Origin of the sequence: Clostridium sartagoforme (genome assembly GCF_039521405.1) — a bacterium.
In the GTDB taxonomy this organism is placed as follows: Bacteria; Bacillota; Clostridia; order Clostridiales; family Clostridiaceae; genus Clostridium; species Clostridium sartagoforme.
In genome coordinates, this window is the sequence record NZ_BAAACH010000011.1 from 45,834 (window position 1) to 68,994 (window position 23,161).

Annotated in this window: 23 protein-coding genes, 3 tRNA genes, 1 riboswitch and 1 other annotated feature; of the genes, 23 read left to right on the forward strand and 3 right to left on the reverse strand. The window is 28.1% G+C overall.

The features are described from left to right. Nucleotides 1-16: 16 nt before the first annotated feature. The 5 genes from ABDZ60_RS03960 (at nt 17) to ABDZ60_RS03980 (ending at nt 4,437) form a co-directional block, all read left to right on the forward strand. Nucleotides 17-973 carry a glycosyltransferase family 2 protein gene (locus tag ABDZ60_RS03960; protein ID WP_016205804.1) on the forward strand — a complete coding sequence of 319 codons (957 nt, stop codon included), beginning with the start codon at nt 17-19 and terminating at the stop codon, nt 971-973. Between the two features lie 7 nt (nt 974-980). Beyond that, entirely contained in the window at nt 981-1,373 is a 393-nt protein-coding gene (locus tag ABDZ60_RS03965) for a GtrA family protein (protein ID WP_343776210.1), read from the forward strand. Nucleotides 1,374-1,649: 276 nt separating this feature from the next. Further along, entirely contained in the window at nt 1,650-2,303 is a 654-nt protein-coding gene (locus tag ABDZ60_RS03970) for a GTP pyrophosphokinase (protein ID WP_242849773.1), read from the forward strand. A gap of 135 nt (nt 2,304-2,438) precedes the next feature. After that, a complete protein-coding gene (locus tag ABDZ60_RS03975; RefSeq protein WP_343776213.1) occupies nt 2,439-3,545 on the forward strand; it encodes an MBL fold metallo-hydrolase in 1,107 nt (368 codons plus the stop codon). Nucleotides 3,546-3,600: 55 nt separating this feature from the next. Next, complete coding sequence (locus ABDZ60_RS03980) at nt 3,601-4,437, forward strand: ornithine carbamoyltransferase (RefSeq protein ID WP_343776215.1); 837 nt, start codon at nt 3,601-3,603, stop codon at nt 4,435-4,437. Nucleotides 4,438-4,480: 43 nt separating this feature from the next. Here the strand turns inward: ABDZ60_RS03980 and ABDZ60_RS03985 are convergent, their stop codons facing one another. Beyond that, nucleotides 4,481-5,218, reverse strand: coding sequence for an NAD-dependent protein deacylase (locus ABDZ60_RS03985; protein WP_343776217.1), 738 nt, complete (start codon nt 5,216-5,218; stop codon nt 4,481-4,483). Nucleotides 5,219-5,457: 239 nt separating this feature from the next. On the opposite strand from ABDZ60_RS03985, the gene ABDZ60_RS03990 reads away from it, so the two are divergent. From ABDZ60_RS03990 to ABDZ60_RS04055, 14 genes are all read left to right on the forward strand, one after another. Further along, nucleotides 5,458-6,318, forward strand: a complete 861-nt coding sequence (locus ABDZ60_RS03990; protein WP_047000051.1) for an AraC family transcriptional regulator — start codon at nt 5,458-5,460, stop codon at nt 6,316-6,318. Between the two features lie 196 nt (nt 6,319-6,514). Next, entirely contained in the window at nt 6,515-6,709 is a 195-nt protein-coding gene (locus ABDZ60_RS03995) for a hypothetical protein (RefSeq protein ID WP_016205798.1), read from the forward strand. 44 nt (nt 6,710-6,753) lie between these two features. Beyond that, a complete protein-coding gene (locus ABDZ60_RS04000) occupies nt 6,754-7,263 on the forward strand; it encodes a DNA topology modulation protein (RefSeq protein WP_343776220.1) in 510 nt (169 codons plus the stop codon). 550 nt (nt 7,264-7,813) lie between these two features. Beyond that, nucleotides 7,814-9,499, forward strand: a complete 1,686-nt coding sequence (locus ABDZ60_RS04005; RefSeq protein ID WP_343776222.1) for a PTS transporter subunit EIIC — start codon at nt 7,814-7,816, stop codon at nt 9,497-9,499. Nucleotides 9,500-9,745: 246 nt separating this feature from the next. Then, nucleotides 9,746-11,032: a neutral/alkaline non-lysosomal ceramidase N-terminal domain-containing protein gene (locus tag ABDZ60_RS04010; protein ID WP_343776224.1), complete on the forward strand. Its 1,287-nt coding sequence runs from the start codon at nt 9,746-9,748 to the stop codon at nt 11,030-11,032. Between the two features lie 73 nt (nt 11,033-11,105). Then, the gene (locus tag ABDZ60_RS04015) at nt 11,106-11,822 is read left to right on the forward strand and encodes an SIS domain-containing protein (RefSeq protein WP_343776226.1); all 717 of its coding nucleotides are present in this window, start codon (nt 11,106-11,108) and stop codon (nt 11,820-11,822) included. Nucleotides 11,823-11,947: 125 nt separating this feature from the next. Further along, nucleotides 11,948-12,670 (forward strand): GntR family transcriptional regulator, encoded by a 723-nt coding sequence (locus ABDZ60_RS04020; protein WP_047000054.1) that lies wholly within the window; start codon nt 11,948-11,950, stop codon nt 12,668-12,670. Between the two features lie 253 nt (nt 12,671-12,923). Continuing rightward, complete coding sequence (locus tag ABDZ60_RS04025) at nt 12,924-13,952, forward strand: homoserine dehydrogenase (protein ID WP_343776229.1); 1,029 nt, start codon at nt 12,924-12,926, stop codon at nt 13,950-13,952. 348 nt (nt 13,953-14,300) lie between these two features. Then, nucleotides 14,301-14,759 carry a helix-turn-helix domain-containing protein gene (locus ABDZ60_RS04030; protein ID WP_016205791.1) on the forward strand — a complete coding sequence of 153 codons (459 nt, stop codon included), beginning with the start codon at nt 14,301-14,303 and terminating at the stop codon, nt 14,757-14,759. Between the two features lie 38 nt (nt 14,760-14,797). After that, the gene (locus ABDZ60_RS04035; RefSeq protein ID WP_343776232.1) at nt 14,798-15,376 is read left to right on the forward strand and encodes a 5-formyltetrahydrofolate cyclo-ligase; all 579 of its coding nucleotides are present in this window, start codon (nt 14,798-14,800) and stop codon (nt 15,374-15,376) included. Nucleotides 15,377-15,431: 55 nt separating this feature from the next. Next, nucleotides 15,432-15,552: riboswitch (SAM riboswitch) on the forward strand. Nucleotides 15,553-15,689: 137 nt separating this feature from the next. Beyond that, nucleotides 15,690-16,967 carry an O-acetylhomoserine aminocarboxypropyltransferase/cysteine synthase family protein gene (locus tag ABDZ60_RS04040; protein WP_047000056.1) on the forward strand — a complete coding sequence of 426 codons (1,278 nt, stop codon included), beginning with the start codon at nt 15,690-15,692 and terminating at the stop codon, nt 16,965-16,967. A 296-nt stretch (nt 16,968-17,263) separates the two neighbouring features. Next, a complete protein-coding gene (locus tag ABDZ60_RS04045) occupies nt 17,264-18,043 on the forward strand; it encodes a ZIP family metal transporter (RefSeq protein WP_016205788.1) in 780 nt (259 codons plus the stop codon). 39 nt (nt 18,044-18,082) lie between these two features. Continuing rightward, the gene (locus tag ABDZ60_RS04050; RefSeq protein WP_016205787.1) at nt 18,083-18,265 is read left to right on the forward strand and encodes a hypothetical protein; all 183 of its coding nucleotides are present in this window, start codon (nt 18,083-18,085) and stop codon (nt 18,263-18,265) included. Between the two features lie 43 nt (nt 18,266-18,308). Continuing rightward, nucleotides 18,309-18,866 (forward strand): sugar O-acetyltransferase, encoded by a 558-nt coding sequence (locus tag ABDZ60_RS04055; protein ID WP_047000057.1) that lies wholly within the window; start codon nt 18,309-18,311, stop codon nt 18,864-18,866. Between the two features lie 105 nt (nt 18,867-18,971). Here the strand turns inward: ABDZ60_RS04055 and thrS are convergent, their stop codons facing one another. Continuing rightward, a complete protein-coding gene (gene thrS, locus ABDZ60_RS04060; RefSeq protein WP_047000058.1) occupies nt 18,972-20,909 on the reverse strand; it encodes a threonine--tRNA ligase in 1,938 nt (645 codons plus the stop codon). A gap of 114 nt (nt 20,910-21,023) precedes the next feature. Beyond that, nucleotides 21,024-21,236: a binding site (T-box leader), on the reverse strand. Between the two features lie 130 nt (nt 21,237-21,366). On the opposite strand from thrS, the gene ABDZ60_RS04065 reads away from it, so the two are divergent. Together ABDZ60_RS04065 and ABDZ60_RS04070 are read left to right on the forward strand one after the other, a co-directional pair. After that, nucleotides 21,367-21,450, forward strand: a tRNA-Leu gene (locus ABDZ60_RS04065). A gap of 26 nt (nt 21,451-21,476) precedes the next feature. Further along, nucleotides 21,477-21,551, forward strand: a tRNA-Gly gene (locus ABDZ60_RS04070). Between the two features lie 155 nt (nt 21,552-21,706). Here ABDZ60_RS04070 and ABDZ60_RS04075 read toward each other — a convergent pair. Further along, entirely contained in the window at nt 21,707-22,117 is a 411-nt protein-coding gene (locus tag ABDZ60_RS04075) for an HNH endonuclease signature motif containing protein (RefSeq protein ID WP_016205784.1), read from the reverse strand. Between the two features lie 230 nt (nt 22,118-22,347). Here ABDZ60_RS04075 and ABDZ60_RS04080 point away from each other — a divergent pair, with 230 nt between their 5' ends. Together ABDZ60_RS04080 and ABDZ60_RS04085 are read left to right on the forward strand one after the other, a co-directional pair. Then, nucleotides 22,348-23,022 carry a hypothetical protein gene (locus ABDZ60_RS04080; protein WP_343776236.1) on the forward strand — a complete coding sequence of 225 codons (675 nt, stop codon included), beginning with the start codon at nt 22,348-22,350 and terminating at the stop codon, nt 23,020-23,022. Between the two features lie 64 nt (nt 23,023-23,086). Beyond that, nucleotides 23,087-23,160: transfer RNA gene (locus ABDZ60_RS04085), tRNA-Gly, on the forward strand. Nucleotide 23,161: the final 1 nt, after the last annotated feature.

Consider the following 23,161-nt stretch of genomic DNA (forward strand, 5'->3'; position numbering starts at 1 on the left):
AATTAGGAGGGGTATTATGAATGAGACATTATACTTGGTTATTCCTTGTTATAATGAAGAAGAAGTTTTAACAGAAACAAGTAGCAGGCTTCTAGAAAAAATGAATTCAATGATAGAAAATAAATATATATCAGAAAAAAGCAAGATATTATTTGTGAATGATGGCTCAAAAGATAAGACATGGGACATAATTGAGAATTTATATGAAGAAAATAAAATATTTAGTGGCGTTAATCTTTCCAGGAACAAGGGACATCAAAATGCATTATTGGCAGGACTTATGACAGCAAAAGAACATGCAGATATGGTTATATCTTTAGATGCAGATTTACAAGATGATATTGATGTAATAGATGAATTTGTTAAGGAATATTATACTGGAAGTGATGTGGTTTATGGAGTTAGAAGTTCAAGAAAAACAGATACCTTCTTTAAAAGAACAACAGCACTTGGTTACTATAAGGTTATGAATAAACTAGGTGTAGATGTTGTTTATAATCATGCAGATTATAGACTTATGAGCAAAAGAGCCTTAGAAGGTTTAAGTGAATTTAAAGAAGTTAACTTATTTTTAAGAGGAATAGTACCGCTAATTGGATATAAGTATTCCATTGTTGAATATGAAAGGCATGAAAGATTTGCAGGAGAATCTAAATATCCCTTAAAAAAAATGTTAGCCTTTGCTTGGGATGGAATAACATCCTTTAGCATAAAGCCTATAAGAATAATTTCAACTTTAGGATTTTCTATATTTATACTTAGCTTAGTAGCATTAGTATATTCCTTATCAGTAAAATTTTTTGGTAGAACTACAACAGGATGGACATCTTTAACAATATCCATTTGGATGATAGGAGGAATACAACTTCTTTCATTAGGAGTTATAGGAGAGTATATAGGAAAAATATATAATGAAACTAAGGCTAGACCAAGATATATTATTAAAGATAAATTAATAAAGAATAAGGAATAAAAGATAAATGAATATAATAAATAAAATAAAAAATATATTTATAAATAAGGAATTTATATTATTTATAATTATAGGTGTTATAAATACCTTTAATGGAATTGTGTTTTCCTTTATATACTCAAGTTTACTTAATGAAAACTTAGCATTTGTTTTAGGATATATTTCTGGTTTAATAGTTTCATACATTCTAAATAGTTATATAACCTTTAAAGAAAAACTATCCATTACTAAGTTTTTAAAATTTGGAATTTCATATATACCAAATTTTATAATTCAAAATATTGTTGTAATAATAACCTTTAATATTTTAGAATTACATAAATTAGTTGCCTATTGTTTAGCTGCAGTAATAGGAATTCCAGTAACCTTTGTATTATTAAAATTTTTTGCTTTTAAATAAAAAAATATACTATTGCTTACTTGATTTTAAATTCCAAGTCAATGCAATAGTATATTTATTTAGTTTTCCATCTTTTATTTGGCATCCCCCCATATCAAAATATATACTGTAAAATAAATACTTTATGACTAATTTCTATACAAATATAGTACATATAATTATTAAAATATAGTTAAGAAAGATGCGTTTATTCTTATATAATGTTAATATAAGAATATATTATATTACAATGTGAGGGATGATTATATGCTTAGGGAGTTTGGAGAAAAGTTAATTATGGAAAAAATAATTACTGATGATTTTTTATCAGCAATGCATGAAAATATAAGACCAGTAAACGAATTAATGACTTACTATCGTTGTGCAATAATGGAGGTTGAAACAAAGTTCAATGTATTAAATGAAGAATTTTCAGTACAATATGATAGAAATCCAATAGAAACTATAAAATCTAGACTAAAATCTAATGAAAGCATTTTGAAAAAACTTAAAAGGAAGGAACTACCTTTTTCATTGCAATCAATAGAAGAAAATATAAATGATGTTGCTGGAGTAAGAGTAATTTGCTCCTTTCCAGAAGATATTTATATGCTGGCAGATTGCTTGTTAAATCAAGATGATATTAGACTGATAGAAAGAAAGGATTATATAAAAAATCCTAAAAAAAGTGGATATAGAAGCTTACATCTAATAATAGAAGTACCAATTTTCTTGAAAAATGAAAAGAAATATATGAAGGTAGAAGTTCAACTTAGAACAATAGCTATGGATTTCTGGGCAAGCCTAGAACATAAATTAAAATATAAGAAAAATATTGATTCAGAAGAGATTGAACTATTAGAGAGAGAATTAGTAGAATGTTCAGAGGTTAGTGCTGCCTTAGACAAGCGTATGGAAGAGATAAGAAATAGGATAGAAAAAAAGCTATAATATAAATTTTAATAATAATGAAAAATGCACCTGAAAGAATTATATAATATTTTCAGGTGTATTTTAGAATATAAACATTGTAAAAGAGAAAGAATTAATTAGATACTTTAAAATACTTTAAGGAGTAAATTAATAATGCAAAAAAAGAAGTTGGTGAAAATAGCATTGAGAATATTAGAAATTATAATAGCAATAATTATACTAGTTACAGTATTTATAAATATTAACCCTATATTTGGGGGGAGAATATCAAAAGAAGACAAAAGTGATTATGAAAAACGTGCAGAAAACTATGTAAATGGAAGGTTTATATATCCATCAGAATATGAAATAAAAAATGAGTTTACTGATGATCCTGTATCAAAGAAAGAGAAAGTTCCAAAAGGAGTATTACCATCAGCAAATCCGTCAATTAGCAAGACTTCAAAAGAGGAATTTGCAGTAACATGGTTTGGACATTCAAGTTTATTAATTCAAATGAATGGAATGAATATTCTTATTGATCCTATGTTTTCTGAACGTTCATCACCTATTTCTTTTATGGGGCCAAAGCGATTTAGCAAACCACCAATAAAAATAGAAGAATTACCTGAAATTGATATAGTAATTATTTCTCATGACCACTATGACCACTTAGATATGAAATCAATTAAAGAACTTGATAGTAAAGTAAGTAAATATATAGTACCCCTAGGAGTAAATAAACATTTGGAACGTTGGAAGATTGATAAAAGTAAGATTCAAGATATGGCATGGTGGGAAGAATTTGAAGTAGATGGATTAACAATAGCCTGTACTCCGGCTAGACATTTTTCTAATAGAAAGGGTTTCAATATTAATAGGACACTTTATGCTTCTTGGGTATTAAAGAATGAGAACTACCAAGTATATGAAAGTGGTGATGGTGGTTTTGGGGGACATTTTAAGGAAATACGTGAAAGGTATGGTGACTTTGATATCGCTATTATGGAAAATGGACAGTATAATATGAAGTGGCATAGCAGTCACATGTTTCCAGAAGAAGCAGCTGAAACTGCAAAAATATTAGGAGCAAAAAAGGCTATGCCTATCCATTGGGGAGCCTTTGTATTATCAGATCATGGTTGGGATGACTCAGTAGAAAGATTTGTAAAAGCTTCTGAAAAGCTTGATACTGAGGTAATTACCCCTAAAATTGGAGAAACTGTATATTTAGATAAATATTTAAATTACCAAGAAAAGTGGTGGAAGGATATTGAATAGAATTCAATAAAGTTATAAAAAGGTATATAATACAGGTTGGGGAAAGGGGATGTAAATGAAAAATTTAATAAGACTAACTGATTATAAATCAAGAGATATATATGATATTTTTAGAATCGCAGATGAAGTAGAAGCGGGAAAGTATAATCAAATATTAAAGGGTAAAACTATTGTTTTGTTTTTTCCAAGTTCTAGTATTAGAACAAGAGTTACCTTTGAGAAAGGAATATATTTATTAGGTGGTCAAACCATATTATTTCCTACTGAAACACTAGATAAAAAGGAGAATCTAAAGGATGTATGTGGATATATTAATAATTGGGCTGATGTTGTAATTGTAAGACATAAAGATATTAGAGTTATAGAAAAAATTGTACAATATTCAAATGTACCAGTAATTAACGCAATGACGGATATAAATCATCCTTGTGAAGTGATTTCAGATATGTATGCACTTTCTAAAATCAGAGAAGATTTCACTAATGATAAGTTTTTATTTTGTGGAGTAAAGGGGAATATTGGATTGGCTTGGAAGGAAGCTTCCGAGGTTATGGGATTTAATTTATGCCAAAGTACTGCAGATGGATATGAAATTGACGGAATAAAAGTTTACGATAATATAATTGAAGCAGTTAGGGGAAAAGATATAATTTGTACAGATTCTCTTCCAGCTAGTTTTTCATCATATCTTAAAGACTTTCAGATAACTAAGGAAGTAATGAGTATGGCAAATGAAGGGGCAATATTAAATCCTTGCCCACCATTTTATAGAGGAGAAGAAGTATCAGAAGATGTAATAGATTCAAAATATTTTGTGGGATATGAATTTAAAAAATGCTTATTAAGTGTGCAGCAAGCTATTATAATTTATTGTTTGGCAAAATATTTATAAAAGGGTCTATAGTTCTAAATTTATAGAACTATAGACTCTTTTATTATAAATTATTAACTGCTTCTCCTAAAACTTTTCCAATAGAATCATGAATAACTAAATTAGCTTTATTATCTGCAGAAGTGGTACTCTTATTTATAAGAATAAGATTTTTACCTCTAAAGTAATTAATAAGTCCAGCAGCTGGATAAACTACAAGTGAAGTACCGCCAATTATTAAAGTATCTGCTTTAGATATAGCTTCAATAGCACCTCTAATAGTAGCATCATCTAAACCTTCCTCATAAAGAACAACATCAGGTTTAACTCTTCCACCGCATTTTGTACAAGTGGGAACTCCTTTTGATTCTAGGATAAATTTTTCATCATAAAAGGCATTACAGCTGATACAATAATTTCTTAATACAGATCCATGTAATTCAAAAACATTTTTGCTTCCAGCTTCTTGGTGAAGTCCATCTATATTTTGAGTTATAACTGCCTTTAATTTTCCCATTTCTTCAAGTTTAGCTAATGCTATATGAGCTTTGTTAGGCCTAGCTTCAGGATAAATAAGTTTAGTTTTGTAAAAATTGAAGAATTCCTCAGGGTACCTAATGTAAAAGCTATGAGAAACTAATTGTTCAGGAGTAAAGGTTATATTAAGATTTTCATTAAAAAGTCCATTAGCACTTCTAAAGTCTGGAATACCTGATTCTGTACTTACGCCTGCTCCTCCAAAGAAGACTATGTTATCACTCTCATTTATTATTTGAGTTAATTTATATATATTATTTTGCATAAAATCATCTCCAACATTATTTTTATTTATTATATCATAGGATAACTATATTTCATTATTTGTATTCTGATATAATTATAGTAGATTAAAAAGTAATTTATAAAATGAATAATTGACATTGAGTATGTTTTACTCCGTAAAACTTAAATTTAGATAAACCATTTGGACAAATTTGAGCAAACTTAGCTAGGATTTATAAATTTTAATACCTTACAATAAATACATGAGGTGAGATAAAGATGGATTGTATCCAAAGTATACAAAAATCAATTGACTATATGGAAAGTAACATTTTAGAAGACATTAATTATGAGGATGTAGCAAGATATGTTTACATGTCAAATTATCATTTTCATAGATTATTTAGCATGATAACAGGTATAACGGCTAACGAATATATAAGAAAAAGACGATTGTCTATGGCTGGACAAGAAATTTCTATGTCGGATGCTAAAGTTTTAGATATTTCATTAAAGTATGGATATGATTCTCCAGAGAGTTTTTCGAAGGCATTTATGAGATTCCATGGAGTAACCCCCAGTATAGCAAGACGTTCTGGAATGGAATTAAAATCTTTTAATCGCCTTATAATAAAAATTTCATTGGAAGGTGGAACAATTATGGATTATAAGATTGTAAAAAAAGAGAGTTTCAAGTTACTAACAAAGGTTAAGGAGTTTAGAGTTGAGTCAATTTCAGAAGAAGATAATAGGGATATACCTAATTTTTGGAATGAATGTGCAGAAAGTGGAGTTCTAAAGCAGTTAAAAAGTAATACAAAAAAACAGGACATTTATGGAGCTTGTAAGCCTATATCTAAAGAAAGTAAATATTTTGATTATGGAATCGCTATGGAATATTGTGGTGGTGATATACCAGAAGGATTTGTGGTATGGGATGTAAAGCCAACATTATGGGGAGTTTTTAAGTGCATAGGAGAAGATGAAAAATGTATTGGTGAAATGTGGAATAGAATATTTAATGAATTTCTACCAGGCTCAGAATATGTTATGTTAGATGATATTGATTTTGAATTATATAAAGAAGAAAATAATACAGATTGTTTTTGTGAGATATGGATACCAGTTGAAAAGAAATAAATAAAGTGGAGCTGTTGTGTAGACAGCTCCATTTTATTTTATATTTAATGGTAGATTAATAGATTTATTATTTATTAATAGCAATGATAAAATAAAGTTCTATATGGATAAAAATGTATAATGATATGGTATAATTATATAACTATATTATAGAGCAAACAAAGTATTAGAATATAAAAGGATGGTGGAGAAATAGATGAAAAATAAAGAAAAGGCATTATTAGGTATAACATGTTTTTTAGGAGGTGTTGTAGCTGGTTTTTTAATTGCACCAATAAAGAAAGGTATATACTGTGGAAATAACTGTGGAAATCATGTTTCGAACACAGAAGATTTAAAGAAAATCGCGGGAAATGATTTAGAGAAATATGTAAATGAGATAAATAATTAGCTTATATAGGAAGAGGACTATGAATGCACAAAGGAGGCTAAGGTATGAATAGGGTTATAATTATTGGATGTGGTGGAAGTGGAAAATCTACATTAGCTAGAAATTTATCTAAAAAAACTAGTCTACCAGTGATTCATCTTGATAAAATTTTTTGGAAAGAAGGCTGGGTAAATATTTCAAGAGAAGAGTTTAATGCTTTTCTTAAAGAAGAATTAAAAAAAGATAAATGGATAATAGACGGTAACTATGATAGAACTTTAAAAGAAAGACTTAAAGCCTGTGATACTGTAATATATTTAGACTATTCAAGAATAACCTGCATATGTAGTGTAATAAAAAGAACTTTATTAAATTATGGCAAGGTTAGACCGGATATGTCAGAGGGATGCCCAGAGAGATTTGATATGGAATTTATGAAATGGATATGGAATTTTAATAAAAATCATAGAGATGATTTTTATAATATTCTAAAAGCGGAAAGAGAAAAATCTGTATATATTTTTAATAACAGAAAAGATTGCAATAAGTTTTTGAATAGTATAAATGTAGATTAAAAGAAGGGGTAAATTTAATATTAAATTACTCCTTTATCTAATCTGTAAAGATTTATTTATCATAAGCTTAAGCAATATATTAAAAAGAATAATAAGGATGTTAATAATAAAATTATAGATAAATCTATTCTAAGTGAACTGTTGTTATTTTCCAAAATATCACCTCATTGAAATTATATCCAGTTCATAGAGTTATAATCAAAATTTATAAAAGTAATTGAAAAGTATATTCTAAATATAAATTTTATATTGTATTATTAATTGAATAAAAAAATAAAAAAATCTCAAAAAAACATTTACATTTAAAAAAACATATGATATTATAAGTACATAAATAAATAAGTAGTGTGTTACTGGTTATGCAGGCAAGGACTAAAAATATTATAGATATAGATATATCTATAAGGTTTTGGTCCTTTTTTTATTTTTTAATATTATTTATAAAAAGCTTCATAACTTTAATCTTAAATGGAAATAATAAATCCATAGTAGCATGAACTACTGTAGTAATCTATTTTTATTAATATAAATTTTTAAGGAGGAATTATAAATGCTACAATTTTTACAAAGAATAGGTAAAGCTATCATGCTTCCGATAGCAGCTTTACCAATAGCAGGTATTTTATTAGGAGTTGGTGGTGCTTTACTAGGAATAGCAGGACTTGACAATCCACCAGCAGTTTATCAACCACTTATATCTTTTGTTACTATTCCAGCTGTAACTGCAATATTAACAATAATGAAAAACATTGGAGATATAATATTTGGTAACTTACCTTTATTATTCGCAGTAGGTGTTTCTGTTGGACTAGCTAAAAAGGATAAAGGAACAGCTGCATTAGCTTCAGTATTTGGTTTCATAGTTATGAACCAAGTTATTTCTACAATGTTAACTTTAGGATTAACTCAATTAGGTGTTGTTACTCCTACAGAAGTTGGTGCATATGGTACTTATGTAACTACTAACTTAGGTATATTTACATTAAATATGTCAGTATTTGGTGGTATTATAACAGGTATAGTTACAGCAATATTACACAATAAATATCATACAATACAATTACCACAAGTTATTGGATTCTTCTCAGGATCAAGATTTGTTCCTATAGTAACATCATTAGCAATGGCATTAGTTGGAGCAGTTTTAGCATTCTTATGGCCAATAGTTCAAAACGGTATAGGAGTACTTTCTGAATTAGTTAGAAATGCAGGAGCAATTGGAACATTCTTCTATGGAGTTATTGAAAGAGCTTTAATTCCATTTGGATTACACCATGTATTCTATACACCATTCTGGTTTGGATCATTTGTTGAAGGAAAGATATTAGTAGATGGAACATGGCAAACAGTTGCAGGAGCTAACACAGCTTACTTTACTCAATTATCAAGTATGGGTAGCTTAGTTGGAGCTTCATCAGCAGATATGGCAACGATAGTTTCAGGTACAACAAGATTTATGGCTGGTAAATTCCCATTCATGATATTTGGTCTTCCAGCAGCTGCTTTAGCAATGTATAGAACAGCAGCTCCAAGCAAGAAAAAAGTTGTTGGATCATTATTAGTATCAGCAGCAGTAACAGCAATGTTAACAGGTATTACTGAACCAATCGAATTTACATTCTTATTCGTTGCTCCAGTATTATACGGAGTACACTGTTTATTAGCAGGTTTATCATTCATGCTAATGGATATACTAAATGTATTCATAGGTATGACATTCTCAGGTGGTATAATAGACTTCACATTATTTGGTTTATTACCAGCGGGAGCAGGAGTACCAACTAACTGGATAATGGCTGTAATTGTTGGTCTAGTATATGCAGTAGTTTATTACTTCTTATTCTTATTCATCATTAAGAAGTTCAACTTAAAAACTCCAGGTAGAGATGAAAATGAAGAAGAAACTAAACTTTATACTAAAGCAGATTACCAAGAAAAAGCTGGAATTCCTCAAGCTGATATAAAAGAAGCTTCAAAGGGTAAAAGCAATGAAATAGTTGAAAAGGCTCCAGCAGTTTTAGAAGCATTAGGTGGAGAAGCAAATATAGTTAGTGTTGATGCTTGTATAACTAGATTAAGAGTTGAAGTAAAAGATAAAGCAAATGTAAATAAAGACAAATTAAAATCATTAGGTGCAGCTGGCGTTGTTGAAGTTGGTAATGGAATTCAAGCTATTTTCGGAGCTAAAGCAGATGCATATAAAAATGAAATTAAGAACATCCTAGATATGGATTAATATACATTGATTTTCCCTATAAATAGAGGATCATTAGATTAGCTAATGACTCCTAGACTGCTGATAAGTATCAGCAGTCTTTTTTTGTATAAAATTTTTTATTTCTTATTGACTTACATTTTAAAGGATAATATAATTTGTATATACAAATAGTATATACAAATTATTAATTTATATAAAAAGATTTATAAGTAAAATAATTATATAAAGAATTTAAGGTTTATAATAATGTAAGGGAGATTTTATATGGGGACAAAAGTCGGGTTTTCTCAAGTAAATATAACACCAGAAATTGGAGTGTTACTTTCAGGGTATGATAATTTTAGGCCTTCAAAAGGTATCCATGATGATTTATTTGCAAGAATATTAATAATTGACAATAATGAAGAATTATTATGCTTTATACAAATGGATACACTTTGTGTAGATAATTATTTTATTCAAGAATTACATGATAAAATTAAACACTTAGGAATAAAAAGAGGAAATTTAATTGTGGGAGCTACACACACTCACTCTGGACCTAAGGGAGTTTCTGATAATATAAATGGAATACTTAATGGATTAGAAGAAATATTTGGAGAATACAATAAAAATTTAGTTGAAGATTATATTAATAAATTAATAGAAGGAGTAAGGGGAGCACTAGATAATAGAGAAAATTGTGAAATACAAATAGGAATTTCAAATGTTTATAATGTATGTAGTGAAAGGCATAATATTAAATTTCCTTGGGATACAGAATTATTTACAATTGAATTTTTACTTAATAATGGTAAAAAAGTATTAATGTATAATTTTTCATGTCATCCAACAATAATGAACCAGGAAAATTTATATATTACAGCGGATCTTCCTTCTGGTGTATTAAAGCATTTAGGAAATTCATACGATATGATTACTTTTACTAATGGAAGTGCTGGTGATATAAGTACTAGATTTACAAGAAAAGAATCATCATTTGATGAAGTAGATAGGCTTGGAAAAAATTTATCAGATGCAATTAAAAGTAGTTTAAGCAATCCTATATATAAAGGGCCTATAAATAATATACAAGTTAAAAATTATAATTTAGATTTAGAAATTAAAGATTTAGATAGTGTTGAAGAAGCTCAAAAAATATTATATGAGTTAGAAAAGAAATTAGAAGAAGTTAAGAAAAAAGAAATCTCTTATAATGATTTAAGAGTAATAGAATCTCAATATGAAGGGGCTTGCACAAATTTAAAATTTGCTAAAAATATAGGTAAAATGGATAAGCTAAATGTAGAAATAAATATAATAAAAATAAGTAATTGGAATTTAATAACAGTACCTGGGGAACTTTTTTCAAGCTTAGGCAAGAAGATAAAGGAAGTTGGTAATAATATAATTTTAGGATATACCAATGGATATTATTTATATTTTGCTGATGAAAAATCTTTTGATAATAAATGCTATGAAGCTTCCTCAAGTATTATAAAAAGAGGACAAGGGGAAAAGATGATTTCTTTTATATTAGAAAAGCTAAAACAAGATTTTGATAATAAATAAAATATAAAGATTTTAAAAAGAAAATAGTGTAAAAAAAATTTTACGCTAACTAAATTATGTAGGGGGTATATAAATGATAATAAACAATTATTTAGATTTTGTAATTTCAAAACTAAAAGAAGTACAAGAAACTCAAAGTCAAAATATAGAGAAGGCAGCAGACTTAATAGTAGAATCTTGTAAAAAGGGTGGAAGATTTTATGTATTTGGCTCAGGGCACTCTCATATGGTAGCTGAAGAATTATATATTCGTGCTGGAGGATTAGCATATGTACAAGGGATATTACCTCCAGAATTAATGTTACATGAAATGCCTAATAAAAGCACATATTTAGAACGATTAGATGGATATTCAAAAAGCATTCTAGATTTATATAAAGTAAACAAAAATGATACTATAATGGTTGTTTCTAATTCAGGAAGAAATAATGTACCTGTTGAAATGTGTTTATATTCAAAGGAAATAGGAGCAAGTGTTATTGCATTAACATCTCTTAAACATTCTACTAAAGTTGAATCAAGACATAAGTCAGGAAAAAATATGTATCAAATAGCAGATGTAGTAATAGATAATTGCGCTGAAAAAGGTGACGCTGCATTTTATGTAGAAGGATTTGATGTACCTATAGGAGCAACTTCAGATGCAACAGGTATAGCAATAGCTCAAGCTATAATAGCAGCTGTTATTGATAAATTAGTAAAGGCAGGAATAGAACCACCAGTATTTAAAAGTTCCAATTTAGATGGAGCAGATGAGTATAATAATGAATTATTCAATAGATATTATTAATATTTAAGATAAGTATTATATAGATTATATTATATTTGAACTAATGTTTAATAATATGCTATATTAATATAAAACATAGGCAAAAGATATAGAATTATATTAATTTAAAAGCAGGTGACTAGATAATGAAAGAATCAGGAAAGCCTATTTATAAAGAAATTATTGATTATATAAAGAATGAAATAAAAGATGGAAGGTATGAAAAAGGAGAAATTATTCCTACAGAAGAGGAATTCTGTACTCTTTTTAATACAAGTCGTATGACAGTAAGAAGGGCTATTGATGATTTAGTTAGTAAGGGGATGTTAACTCGTATAAGGGGTAAAGGAACTTTTGTGGCTAAGTTCAATATTGAAAAAACAATGAACTCTGTTTCTAAGGGATGGAGCGAAACAATGGAAGCTTTAGGTTTTAAAACTTCCTCAAAAATTTTAATGTTTGATAAAGTTAAAGCTGATAATTATATTGCAGATAATTTAAAAATACCTGTAAATAGTGAAGTTTACGTTTTGGAAAGATTAAGGTATGCAGATAATAATCCAGTAGTAATAGAAAAAATATTTATATCATCTGATAGGTTTCCTGATCTCGATCAATATGTTCTTGAGAATGAATCAGTTTATAATGTATTGAGAAAAAAATATAATATTAAGATAAATCATTCTTATCAAAAATTAAAAGCAGTAGAATTATTAGGAGAAAAAGCTAAATTCTTTTCAGATACAGGAAAAGCAATTGTCATTGAGATAATTACCACAAATTATGATCAATATTCTAAACCTATAGAATTTGGTATAGATTATGTAAATAGTGAGGTTTATTCTTTAAGATATGTAATTAAGGAATAAAGATATTATTTCAAATTACGGATGAATTTAATTTTTAAATTTAAGAATTTTTACAAAATAGAAAAAGGCTATACTTCTGACTAAGCTAAATTACATTAAATAAGTGTGATTTATTAGTTAGAAGGATAGCCTTATTATATTAAGGATTTTTATATTAACCATAAAATTAAATATATAATTATTCAAGATTAATAAAAAGAAAATTGATACTACTAGAAACTTAGTTATAATTATATTAAAGGGAGGTCTGAATATGGATATAGGAATATTAGGCTATGGCGGAGTAGCTAAAGCTTTAATAAAATTATTACAAGATAAAAAAGATACATTAAAATCTATGAATTTAGATATAAAAATAAAATATATAATAAAAAGTGATGGTGGAATTTACAATAATAATGGAATAGATATTGAAGAAATTATAAAAAATAATTTTAATTTAAAAACATATAAAGATAAGTTTGATGAAAATATAAATATAAATACTATTATAAAAAATAAAGATATAGATACTTTAGTAGAACTAACAAACACTAATATAGAGACAGGCGAACCAGGATTAACTCATATAAAATTAGCACTAGAAAATTCTATTAATGTAGTAACAGGAAATAAAGGACCAATACTATTACAATATAAAAATCTAAAAAATTTGGCGAATAGAAATAAAGTTAACCTTGGTATAGGATGTACAACGGGAGGTGCACTTCCATCCATAAATGTTGGTACTTTTGATTTAGCTGGAGCAGAGATACTAGCAATTGAAGGGATATTAAATGGAACAAGCAATTATATTTTAAGTGAAATGTATGAAAATGAAATTGAATATGGTGAAGCTTTAAATAAGGCAATAGGCTTTGGAATTGCAGAAGCAAACTATAATTTAGATGTACAAGGTTATGATACCGCATCAAAAATATTAATATTAGCAAATGCTATTATGAATTCTGATTTAAGTATTAAAGATATTGATATAAAGGGAATAGATTTATTAGATAAGAATTTAATAATGAATGAAAAAAAGAGAGGTAATAAAATTAAGTTAATAGGAAAAGTATATAAAGAAGGTAGTCAAATAAAAGCATATGTAAGACCAGAAGTAATATGTAAAAGTCATCCTTTATACTGTGTAGATGATAAAAATAAAGGTGTATTTTATAGTACCGATACATTAGGGGATATTAGTGTAATAGGTGGTGCATCAGGAACAATGAATGCAGCAGCATCTATATTGAGAGACATTATAAATATAAATTGCGAATATAAAGGCTACGATAAATAGATATGTTTCATAAGCTAAATAGCTATGAAAAGAAGTATTAAGCTCGCTATATGCTTATTTACCTTCGCCAACTTATATTAAGAATTTAAATTAAGAATGAATTAAGTTATTGGTAAAAAATAATTGGTGAGGGACATTAAAATTTAGTTGAGTTTAGCAGACTATAATTAAGCTTGTTCCATGTTCACTATAAAATCAAAATAACTGTGAACTGTGCCTTGTATGCTGTCAACTATATAACTTGCTTAGTAATTTAAAACCATGGCAACTTTAGGTTGACAAAAAGCAAATAGTAATTGGTAGTATAATACACTTGTATAGGGTATTTTTTTTATAGAGGTGATAAAAATGAAATTTTCAGAAAAGTTACAGTCCTTGAGAAAGGGAAAAGGATTATCGCAAGAAAAGTTAGCGGAATTATTAGATGTATCTAGACAAGCGGTTTCTAAGTGGGAGTCTGGTCAAACCTATCCTGAAATAGAAAAGTTAATAGTATTATGTGATTTGTTTGAAATAACATTAGATGAGCTAGTAAGAGATAGAGATAGTATGGTTAATGATACAGTTATTAAAGAAATTAATCTAGAAGATAAAAGTAGTAATGAATATGAAGAAAAAGACGAAAATAAAGAAACTGGTGAAAATAAAGAATTAGATGAAAATGAAGAAAAGGATGAATTGATAATATTAGGAGGGTTTATCGCTGGAACAGCAATTGGATTACTTACAAATAATTTAATGTTAGGAACAGTCGTAGCCTTTTTAGGATTAGGATTATCATATATTATAAAAGGAATTAAAATTTAGATGGCATAAGTTGCAATAGATATTTTTAGGAGAATAATATGAAAAAAGAAGAGAAAAAGATTTTAAGAAATAAAATATTATCAATAAGAGATTCACTAAATAGGAATGAAAAAGAAATAATGGATAATGAAATATTTAATAAGTTAAAAAATACGGAGTTATATAAGAATGCTAGAAACATATTTATTTATATTAGTTTTAGTAATGAAATAAATACAATAAATATAATAAAAAAAGCTTTAGAAGATAAAAAGGATGTTTTTATTCCTAAAATATATAAAACTAATAAATCAATGAAAGCAATAAAGTTAAACTCCTTTGATGATTTAAAGAAAAATTCAATGGGAATATTAGAGCCAATAGATGATTCTAAATATATTGAAAAAGAAAATATAGATTTAATAGTAGTACCAGGAGTTGTTTTTGATAAAGATTGCAATAGAATAGGCTATGGGGGAGGATATTACGATAGATATTTAAAGGATATAGCTTATAAAGTTAATAAAGTTGTCTTAGCTTATGATCTTCAAGTAATTGATAAAATAGAAAGTGAAGAACATGATATTAAAGTAGATTATATAATAACTAATAGTAAAATTATAAAAAATTACCAATAATGGTTGAAAAGTATAAAAATGTAGTGTATTATAAAATATAATTAAATAAATAAAGACTTTATTAAGAATGGTGGAGGGACTGGCCCTATGAAACCTAGCAACCTACTAAATTATGAAGATATTTTGTAAATTAGTGTGGTGCTAAATCCTGCAAGCTATGGCTTGGCAAATAAGGTATTTCATTAAACTTTTTAATGAATAATTTAGTATTTTAGGTTGCTTCTTATTTTGAAGTAACTTTTTTTATTTTATTAAAAAATAATATCTAAAAGTATAAGCAATAAGCAATTATATTAAAAAGGGGGCTTTTAATATGACAAATCAATGGAAAAAAGGGACAATATGCATTCAAGGAGGGTATGCACCAAAGGCTGGAGAGCCAAGGGTATTACCAATATTTCAAACAGCGACATATAAATATGATGATCCTGATCAATTAGAAAAGTTATTTAATTTGGGGGCTGAAGGACATCTATATAGCAGAATATCAAATCCAACAGTGGGAGCATTGGAAGAAAAGTTTGCTAAACTGCAAGGTGGTATTGGGGCAGTAGCTACCTCATCAGGACAAGCAGCTTTATTATATGCAATATTAAATATATGCAGCGCTGGAGATCATGTTATATCATCAGCGAGTTTATATGGGGGAACTGTCAACTTATTTACAGTAAATCTTAAAAAAATGGGAATAGATGTTACTTTTGTAGATCCAGAAGCAAGCCAAGAAGAAATACTTTCATGTGCAAAGGATAATACTAAAGTAATATATGGAGAAACAATAGGAAATCCAGGATTAGATATATTAGATTTTGATAAATTTGCAGATGTTTCAAAAAGGTTAGAAATTCCATTTATAGTAGATAACACAGTGGGAACGCCATACTTATGTAATCCATTTGAACATGGAGCTAATGTAGTAGTACATTCCACAACAAAATATGCAGATGGTCATGCTCAAAGTATTGGTGGAATAGTAGTTGATGGTGGAAATTTTAACTGGGCAAATGGAAAATTTAAAGATTTCACAGAACCAGATGCAAGTTATCATGGGTTAAGGTATGTAGAAAGCTTTGGAAATGCAGCATATATAACAAAATTAAGAGTTACATTAGGACGAGATTTAGGGGCGTGCCAAAGTCCCTTTAATGCTTATTTAACTAACTTAGGGCTAGAAACTCTTCATTTAAGAATGGAAAGACATTCACAAAATGCTTTAGATTTAGCAAAATGGTTAGAAAAACATCCTAAAATAAGATGGGTTAATTATCCATATATTGAAACGAGCTCTCAATATGATAAAGCAAAAAAATATTTAAAAGGTGGAGGAAGTGGATTATTAACTTTTGGAATAAATGGCGGTATAGAGGATGCAAAAAGGTTTGCAAAATCATTAAATTTAGTAGCATTAGTAGTAACATTAGGTGATGTAAGAAGCTGCCTTTTACATCCAGCAACAACTACTCATAGTCAATTATCTGAAAAAGAACAGATAGCAAGTGGAGTAACTCCTGATTTGATGAGAGTATCAATTGGAGTAGAAGATATAAGAGATATAATCTCAGACTTTGAACAAGCATTAGAATCAATATAGAGAATTTTATAAAGCTACTATTCTATATACATTATGTAGAATAGTAGCTTTTTTTTCAAATTTAATATTATTGAGAGTATTCAAATAGGCAGATAAGCTTATTTACAGCAATAAGTATATATTTTAAGACTTTGATGAATATAAATAGGGTAGAAATCCATGAATACTTGATAAACATGAGTAAAAGTTGTAACATATTAATAAGTAAAAATTAAGTCGATATATATGATGAATAAAATTTAATTCATTATTATAAAAATAGAGAACATTCTATTTGTAAAGGAGGAGTAGTAGCAATGAATATTTTAATCGGAATCTTAATACCTTTTGTAGGTACGTCTTTAGGTGCTGCTTGTGTATATTTAATGAAGAAAGAAATGAATAAAAAAGTTAATAAAATACTTCTTGGATTTGCATCAGGAGTTATGATAGCAGCATCAGTATGGTCATTAATTATTCCTTCAATAGATATCTCTAAAGACATGGGAAAATTATCATTTATTCCAGCTGCTGTTGGAATACTTGTCGGTATTATGTTTTTATATTCTTTAGATAAAATCATTCCACATATACATGTTGATGGTAAGAATGAAGAGGGATCAAAAAACTATAAATTAAGTAAAACTACAAAACTGGTATTATCAGTAGTAATTCATAATATTCCAGAAGGAATGGCTATAGGAATTGTTTTTGCAGCAGTTATGAATGAAGGTGGAGCAATAACTATTGCATCGGCTCTCGCTCTTTCTATAGGAATAGCAATTCAAAACTTCCCAGAGGGGGCAATAATATCAATGCCTATTAGAAGTGAAGGATTAAGCAAAAATAAAGCTTTTCTTTATGGAGCTTTATCTGGAATAGTAGAACCTATAGCAGCAGTAATAACTATAATATTTTCTAGTGTTGTTTCACCAATTATGCCATATCTTCTTTCTTTTGCGGCAGGAGCCATGATTTTTGTTGTAGTTGAAGAATTAATACCAGAAGCTGCAGAAGATAATTTTTCAGATATTAGTGCAATAGCTTTTTCTATAGGATTTGTAATTATGATGATTTTAGATGTAGCACTATCATAATTAAATAAATTAATTTACATTAGCATAAGGAGTGTTTTTATGTTTAATAAAGAAGAATTTCAAATTCTTAATGAAGCATTAAAGTTATATGAAGAAAAGACTACAAAGCAATTAGAATCTAGTGTTAATAATAAGGAAAAAATGGTTTCTTATAATAGAAAGCAAAAGAAAATATGGTTACTTCAAAATAAGATGAAAAAGCTTATTGAAGAAAATAAATAGAAGTCTTTTCATAAATATAATTTAATGTTAAAAGGAGATTAATATGACCGAGAAAGAAAAGATGTTAAAAGGTGATTGGTATGTGTCTTTAGGGGATGAGTTGTTTAATGATAGACAGCATGCAAATGAAGTTATGTTTGAATATAATTCATTACACCCAAAAGAAATAGAAAAAAGAATGAATTTGCTTAGGGGATTATTTGGACATACGCCTGAAGAGTTCTATATAGAACAACCATTTAGATGTGCTTATGGATATAATATACATTGGGGCGAAAAATCCTTTGCAAATTATAATTGCACAATATTAGATTGTGGAAAAGTTACTATAGGAAAAAATGTTATGATTGGGCCTAATGTAAACATATTTACAGCTAATCATGCACTTTCAGTTGAAGAGAGAATGAAAGATTTAGAGTATGCAGATCCGGTAGAGATATGTGATGGGGTTTGGATAGGTGGTGGGACTACTATTAATCCAGGGGTAAGAATAGGAAAAAACTCGGTTATTGGGTCAGGAAGTGTTGTAACTAAGAGCATTCCAGGTAATGTATTAGCTGCGGGTAACCCTTGTAGAGTAATAAGAACTTTAGATAAATAGCCAAAGAATAGTTTTGCAAGATGATGATAGTTTCTGAGAGTTATAATTTAATAGAAGTAATGAAAAAAGAAGGCATTTGAAATTAATCAAATACCTTCTTTTTTATTACTTTTCTTTATTAGCTATTTCTAATATTAATCTATTTTTTAATTCGGAAACTTGAAGAGCACCTTCTTCTCCATTTTTTCTACTTCTTACTGAAGCCTCATTATTCGCAGCTTCTTTTTCACCAACAACTAATATATAAGGTATTCTTTCAAGTCTAGCTTCTCTAATCTTATAACCAATTTTTTCAGCTCTATAATCCCCATTTATTCTTATGCCTGCGTTTTTGAAATCTTTAACTATTGATTCAGCATAATCATTATATTTATCTGATATAGGAAGTACTATAGCTTGAGTTGGACATAACCAAGTTGGTAATGCTCCAGCATATTTTTCTATAAGCATAGCTAAAGTTCTTTCGTAACATCCAATTGAAGATCTATGAACTATATAAGGATATTTTTTATCACCATTTTTGTCTATATAAGTCATTCCAAATCTACTAGCAAGAGCAAAATCAATTTGAACTGTTATTATTGTATCTTCTTTACCATGAACATTCTTAAATTGTATATCAAGCTTTGGTCCGTAGAATGCAGCTTCATCATCAGCTTCAACATAATCAATACCAAGATGATTTAGTATATCTCTCATTATATTTTGAGTGTTATTCCAAGCTTCAGGATCATTTATATATTTTTCAGTATTATTAGGATCCCATTTTGAGAATCTATAAGATATATCTTTATCTATTCCAAGAGTAGTCATAATATGATTTATTAAATCAACACAGCCTTTAAATTCTTCTTCAAGTTGTTCAGGTGTACATACAATGTGCCCATCAGCAAGGGTAAATTGTCTTACTCTTATAAGTCCATGCATTTCACCAGAAGATTCATTTCTAAATAGAGTTGAAGTTTCAGCAAATCTTACTGGTAAGTCTCTATAACTGTGTTGAGTTGCATTATATATTGAATATTGGAAAGGACAAGTCATAGGTCTTAGTGCCATAACTTCAGTATCCTTTTCTTCATCTCCTAACACAAACATTCCATCTTTATAGTGATCCCAGTGACCAGAAACTTTATATAAATCACTTTTAGCCATTAAAGGAGTTTTAGTTAATACATAACCTCTTTTTTCTTCTTCATCTTCAACCCATCTTTGAAGAAGTTGTATTATTTTAGCTCCCTTTGGCATTAATAAAGGTAATCCTTGACCGACATTTTCATCAGTAGTAAATATACCTAATTCTCTTCCTAACTTATTATGATCTCTTCTTTTAGCTTCTTCTAAGGCTTCTAAGTGAGCATCTAAATCAGATTTTTTTAGGAATGCAGTTCCATATATTCTTGAAAGCATTTTATTCTTTTCATTACCCTTCCAGTAAGCACCAGCGCTTCTAAGAAGTTTAACTGCTTTAACAGGTTTTAAAGATATTAGGTGTGGTCCAGCACATAAATCAATAAAGTCACCCATTTTATAGAAAGATATAACCTCATTTTCATCTAAATCATTTATTAGCTCAACTTTATAGGATTCATTAGCTTCTTCCATAAGTTTTAAAGCTTCAGATCTTGGTAGTTCAAATCTTTCAATTGAAGGATTTTCTTTTATTATTTTTCTCATTTCATCTTCTATCTTTATTAAATCATCAGCACTAAATGACTTTTCTACATCAAAGTCATAGTAGAAGCCATCATTTATTGCCGGTCCTATAGCTAACTTTGTATTTGGATATAATCTTTTAACAGCGTATGCTAAAACATGAGATACACTATGTCTTAATGCATCTTTCCCTTCTTGTGAGTCAAATGTACAAATAGCAAGTTCACTATCCTCATTTACTGTATGACGTAAGTCAACCACCTTTCCATTAACTATTCCACAGCAAGCATTTCTAGCTAAACCTTCGCTAATTGATTTAGCTATGTCTAAAACAGAAATACCAGCTTCAACTTCTTTTATTGATCCATCTTTTAAAGTGATTTTAATCATTTTATTTTCTCCTTCCATGTTATATAAATAAAATATCGCAATTGCGATTTATGGTTCATTAGCCTTAAAATAATATTTTTATAAATAAAAAAGCCCTCATCCCTTCAAAATAATAGAAGGGACGAGAGCATTAAATTCTTAATTTCCCGCGGTTCCACCCTAATTTGCCTAAAGTTAGGCCACTTAAGATATCGTAACGTGATATAAACGGACTTTATTAAAGTCACTCAGAGGCGGTTTTCAACTAGATTCAAATAAGATAATTTCACCAAATATATCCCTCTCTGAAAATGAAAATTAGTTTACTCTTCTCTTCAACGTGTTAAAATATTTAATATTAATTATAATTATATAATATGTTAATGTCAATAAAAAGAATACATTAAAAAATAATAATATAAAATATTTTATTATTGATTTAAAAATATTTTTTCTATATAATGTTAATATAAGGTATGCAGATGTGGCGGAATTGGCAGACGCACTAGACTTAGGATCTAGCGCCATTGGCGTGGGGGTTCGACTCCCTTCATCTGCACCATATTAAATCTTAAAATAATTGTATATGCGGAAGTGACTCAACGGTAGAGTGTCACCTTGCCAAGGTGAAAGTTGCGGGTTCGAATCCCGTCTTCCGCTCCAAAAATAGACTTTAATTTTAATATTAAAGTCTATTTTTTTATTCTTTAGAAATTTATAAAAAGATTACCCTTTGAATAACTTCTTATAAATTTATTCCTTAAGCTTTTTATATTAATTAAATTGAAATAATTACTATCTGAATATAAAGTTAAAATTTAGCTAATATTAATACTATTGAAAAGACGTTCTAATTCTAACTCTTTAAGCATAGCATAGGAGTAGAGTTTACCACCCATGAGGTTTTTTATTACTTCTTTTTTAGAATATCCTTCTTTAAATAACTTAAGCTTTTTTATTAATCTTTTTAAAGAAGAGTTAGACATTCCTAAAATAGTATAAAGTTCTTTAGCTGTATAGTAGTCTTTTGGCAAGAGATTAAAAAGTTTATCTTGCATTTCTAGTTTATATTTCAAATCAGTTTCTATACAGTTATGAGGTCCATTTTTCCCTCTATGGTGGTAGTTACAGAGATATTTATAGTTGAGTTTAATATCGTAACCACCTTCATGTTTATGAACTATATGATGAATATCCGCTGTTGATCCACAAATTTCACAGTGGTGCAAAGTCATGCCTCCTTTTTCTATCTTTAATAATATTATAAAATAAATTTATTTTTATTTCAAATATGTATATCTATATTGTCAGAAAATTAAATTTAGAAAGTGTTTTAATTTACTTTGTTATATTCTTTAAAAGTACTTGAAAAGATGGTATAATATACTATATAATATATATGTAGTATATTATATATGTATAATATATTATACTATGTAGGTGAAAGAAAGGTGATACAGTGAGACATAATTATGATTCATTTGATTACTGGGAAGAATTAATTAACGAAAATAAAACTATAAGAGGTCATATGTTTATGGATAAATTACCCAATGAAAAGAGTATATATATCCATACATTAGTTTTTTGTAAGAATAATGGACTTAGTAATATATGGGCATATTTTCCTAATGAAAAGATGCTATTAGGTTATATCCAATACTCATTTTTGCAAGAGGCATTTTATAAGTGGATATATGGGAAAGAGAGAATGGTAATTAATGTTCCGAATATCCCAGTAGACAGAATAATCTCAGATGGAGAAAAAAATAAAAAAATATCAAGAGAAGAAGCAGATAATATGCGAAGGCATGTGAAAATGATAAAGGAATGTTGGATTTTATCCAAGGATAAATTAATTAGAGCTCTTCAAAGATTTGCAAGAGATTTTAATAGAACTTGGTATGGAGACAATAAGGAGTTTTTATACTTAAAGATATTTAATACTCCAAAAGACTTAGGAGAATTTGTTGTAAACTCAAGCTATATGACAACAAATGATAGTGAGTTTAAGGAGCGAACAGGTATAAGTATTTCTGAATGGAAAAACATATGTGAAAAAGCTGACAAAAATAAAAGTGATGGAGAAAGGTTTAAAGATATTCTATTAAAATCACTTACAGAAATAATTTAAGACTAAAATTTATTATTGACAGTATTATTTAGAAATTATATAATTATTATTGTCAATAATATATGCGGGTGTAGCTCAATGGTAGAGCCCTTGCCTTCCAAGCAAGTTACGTGAGTTCGATTCTCATCACCCGCTCCAT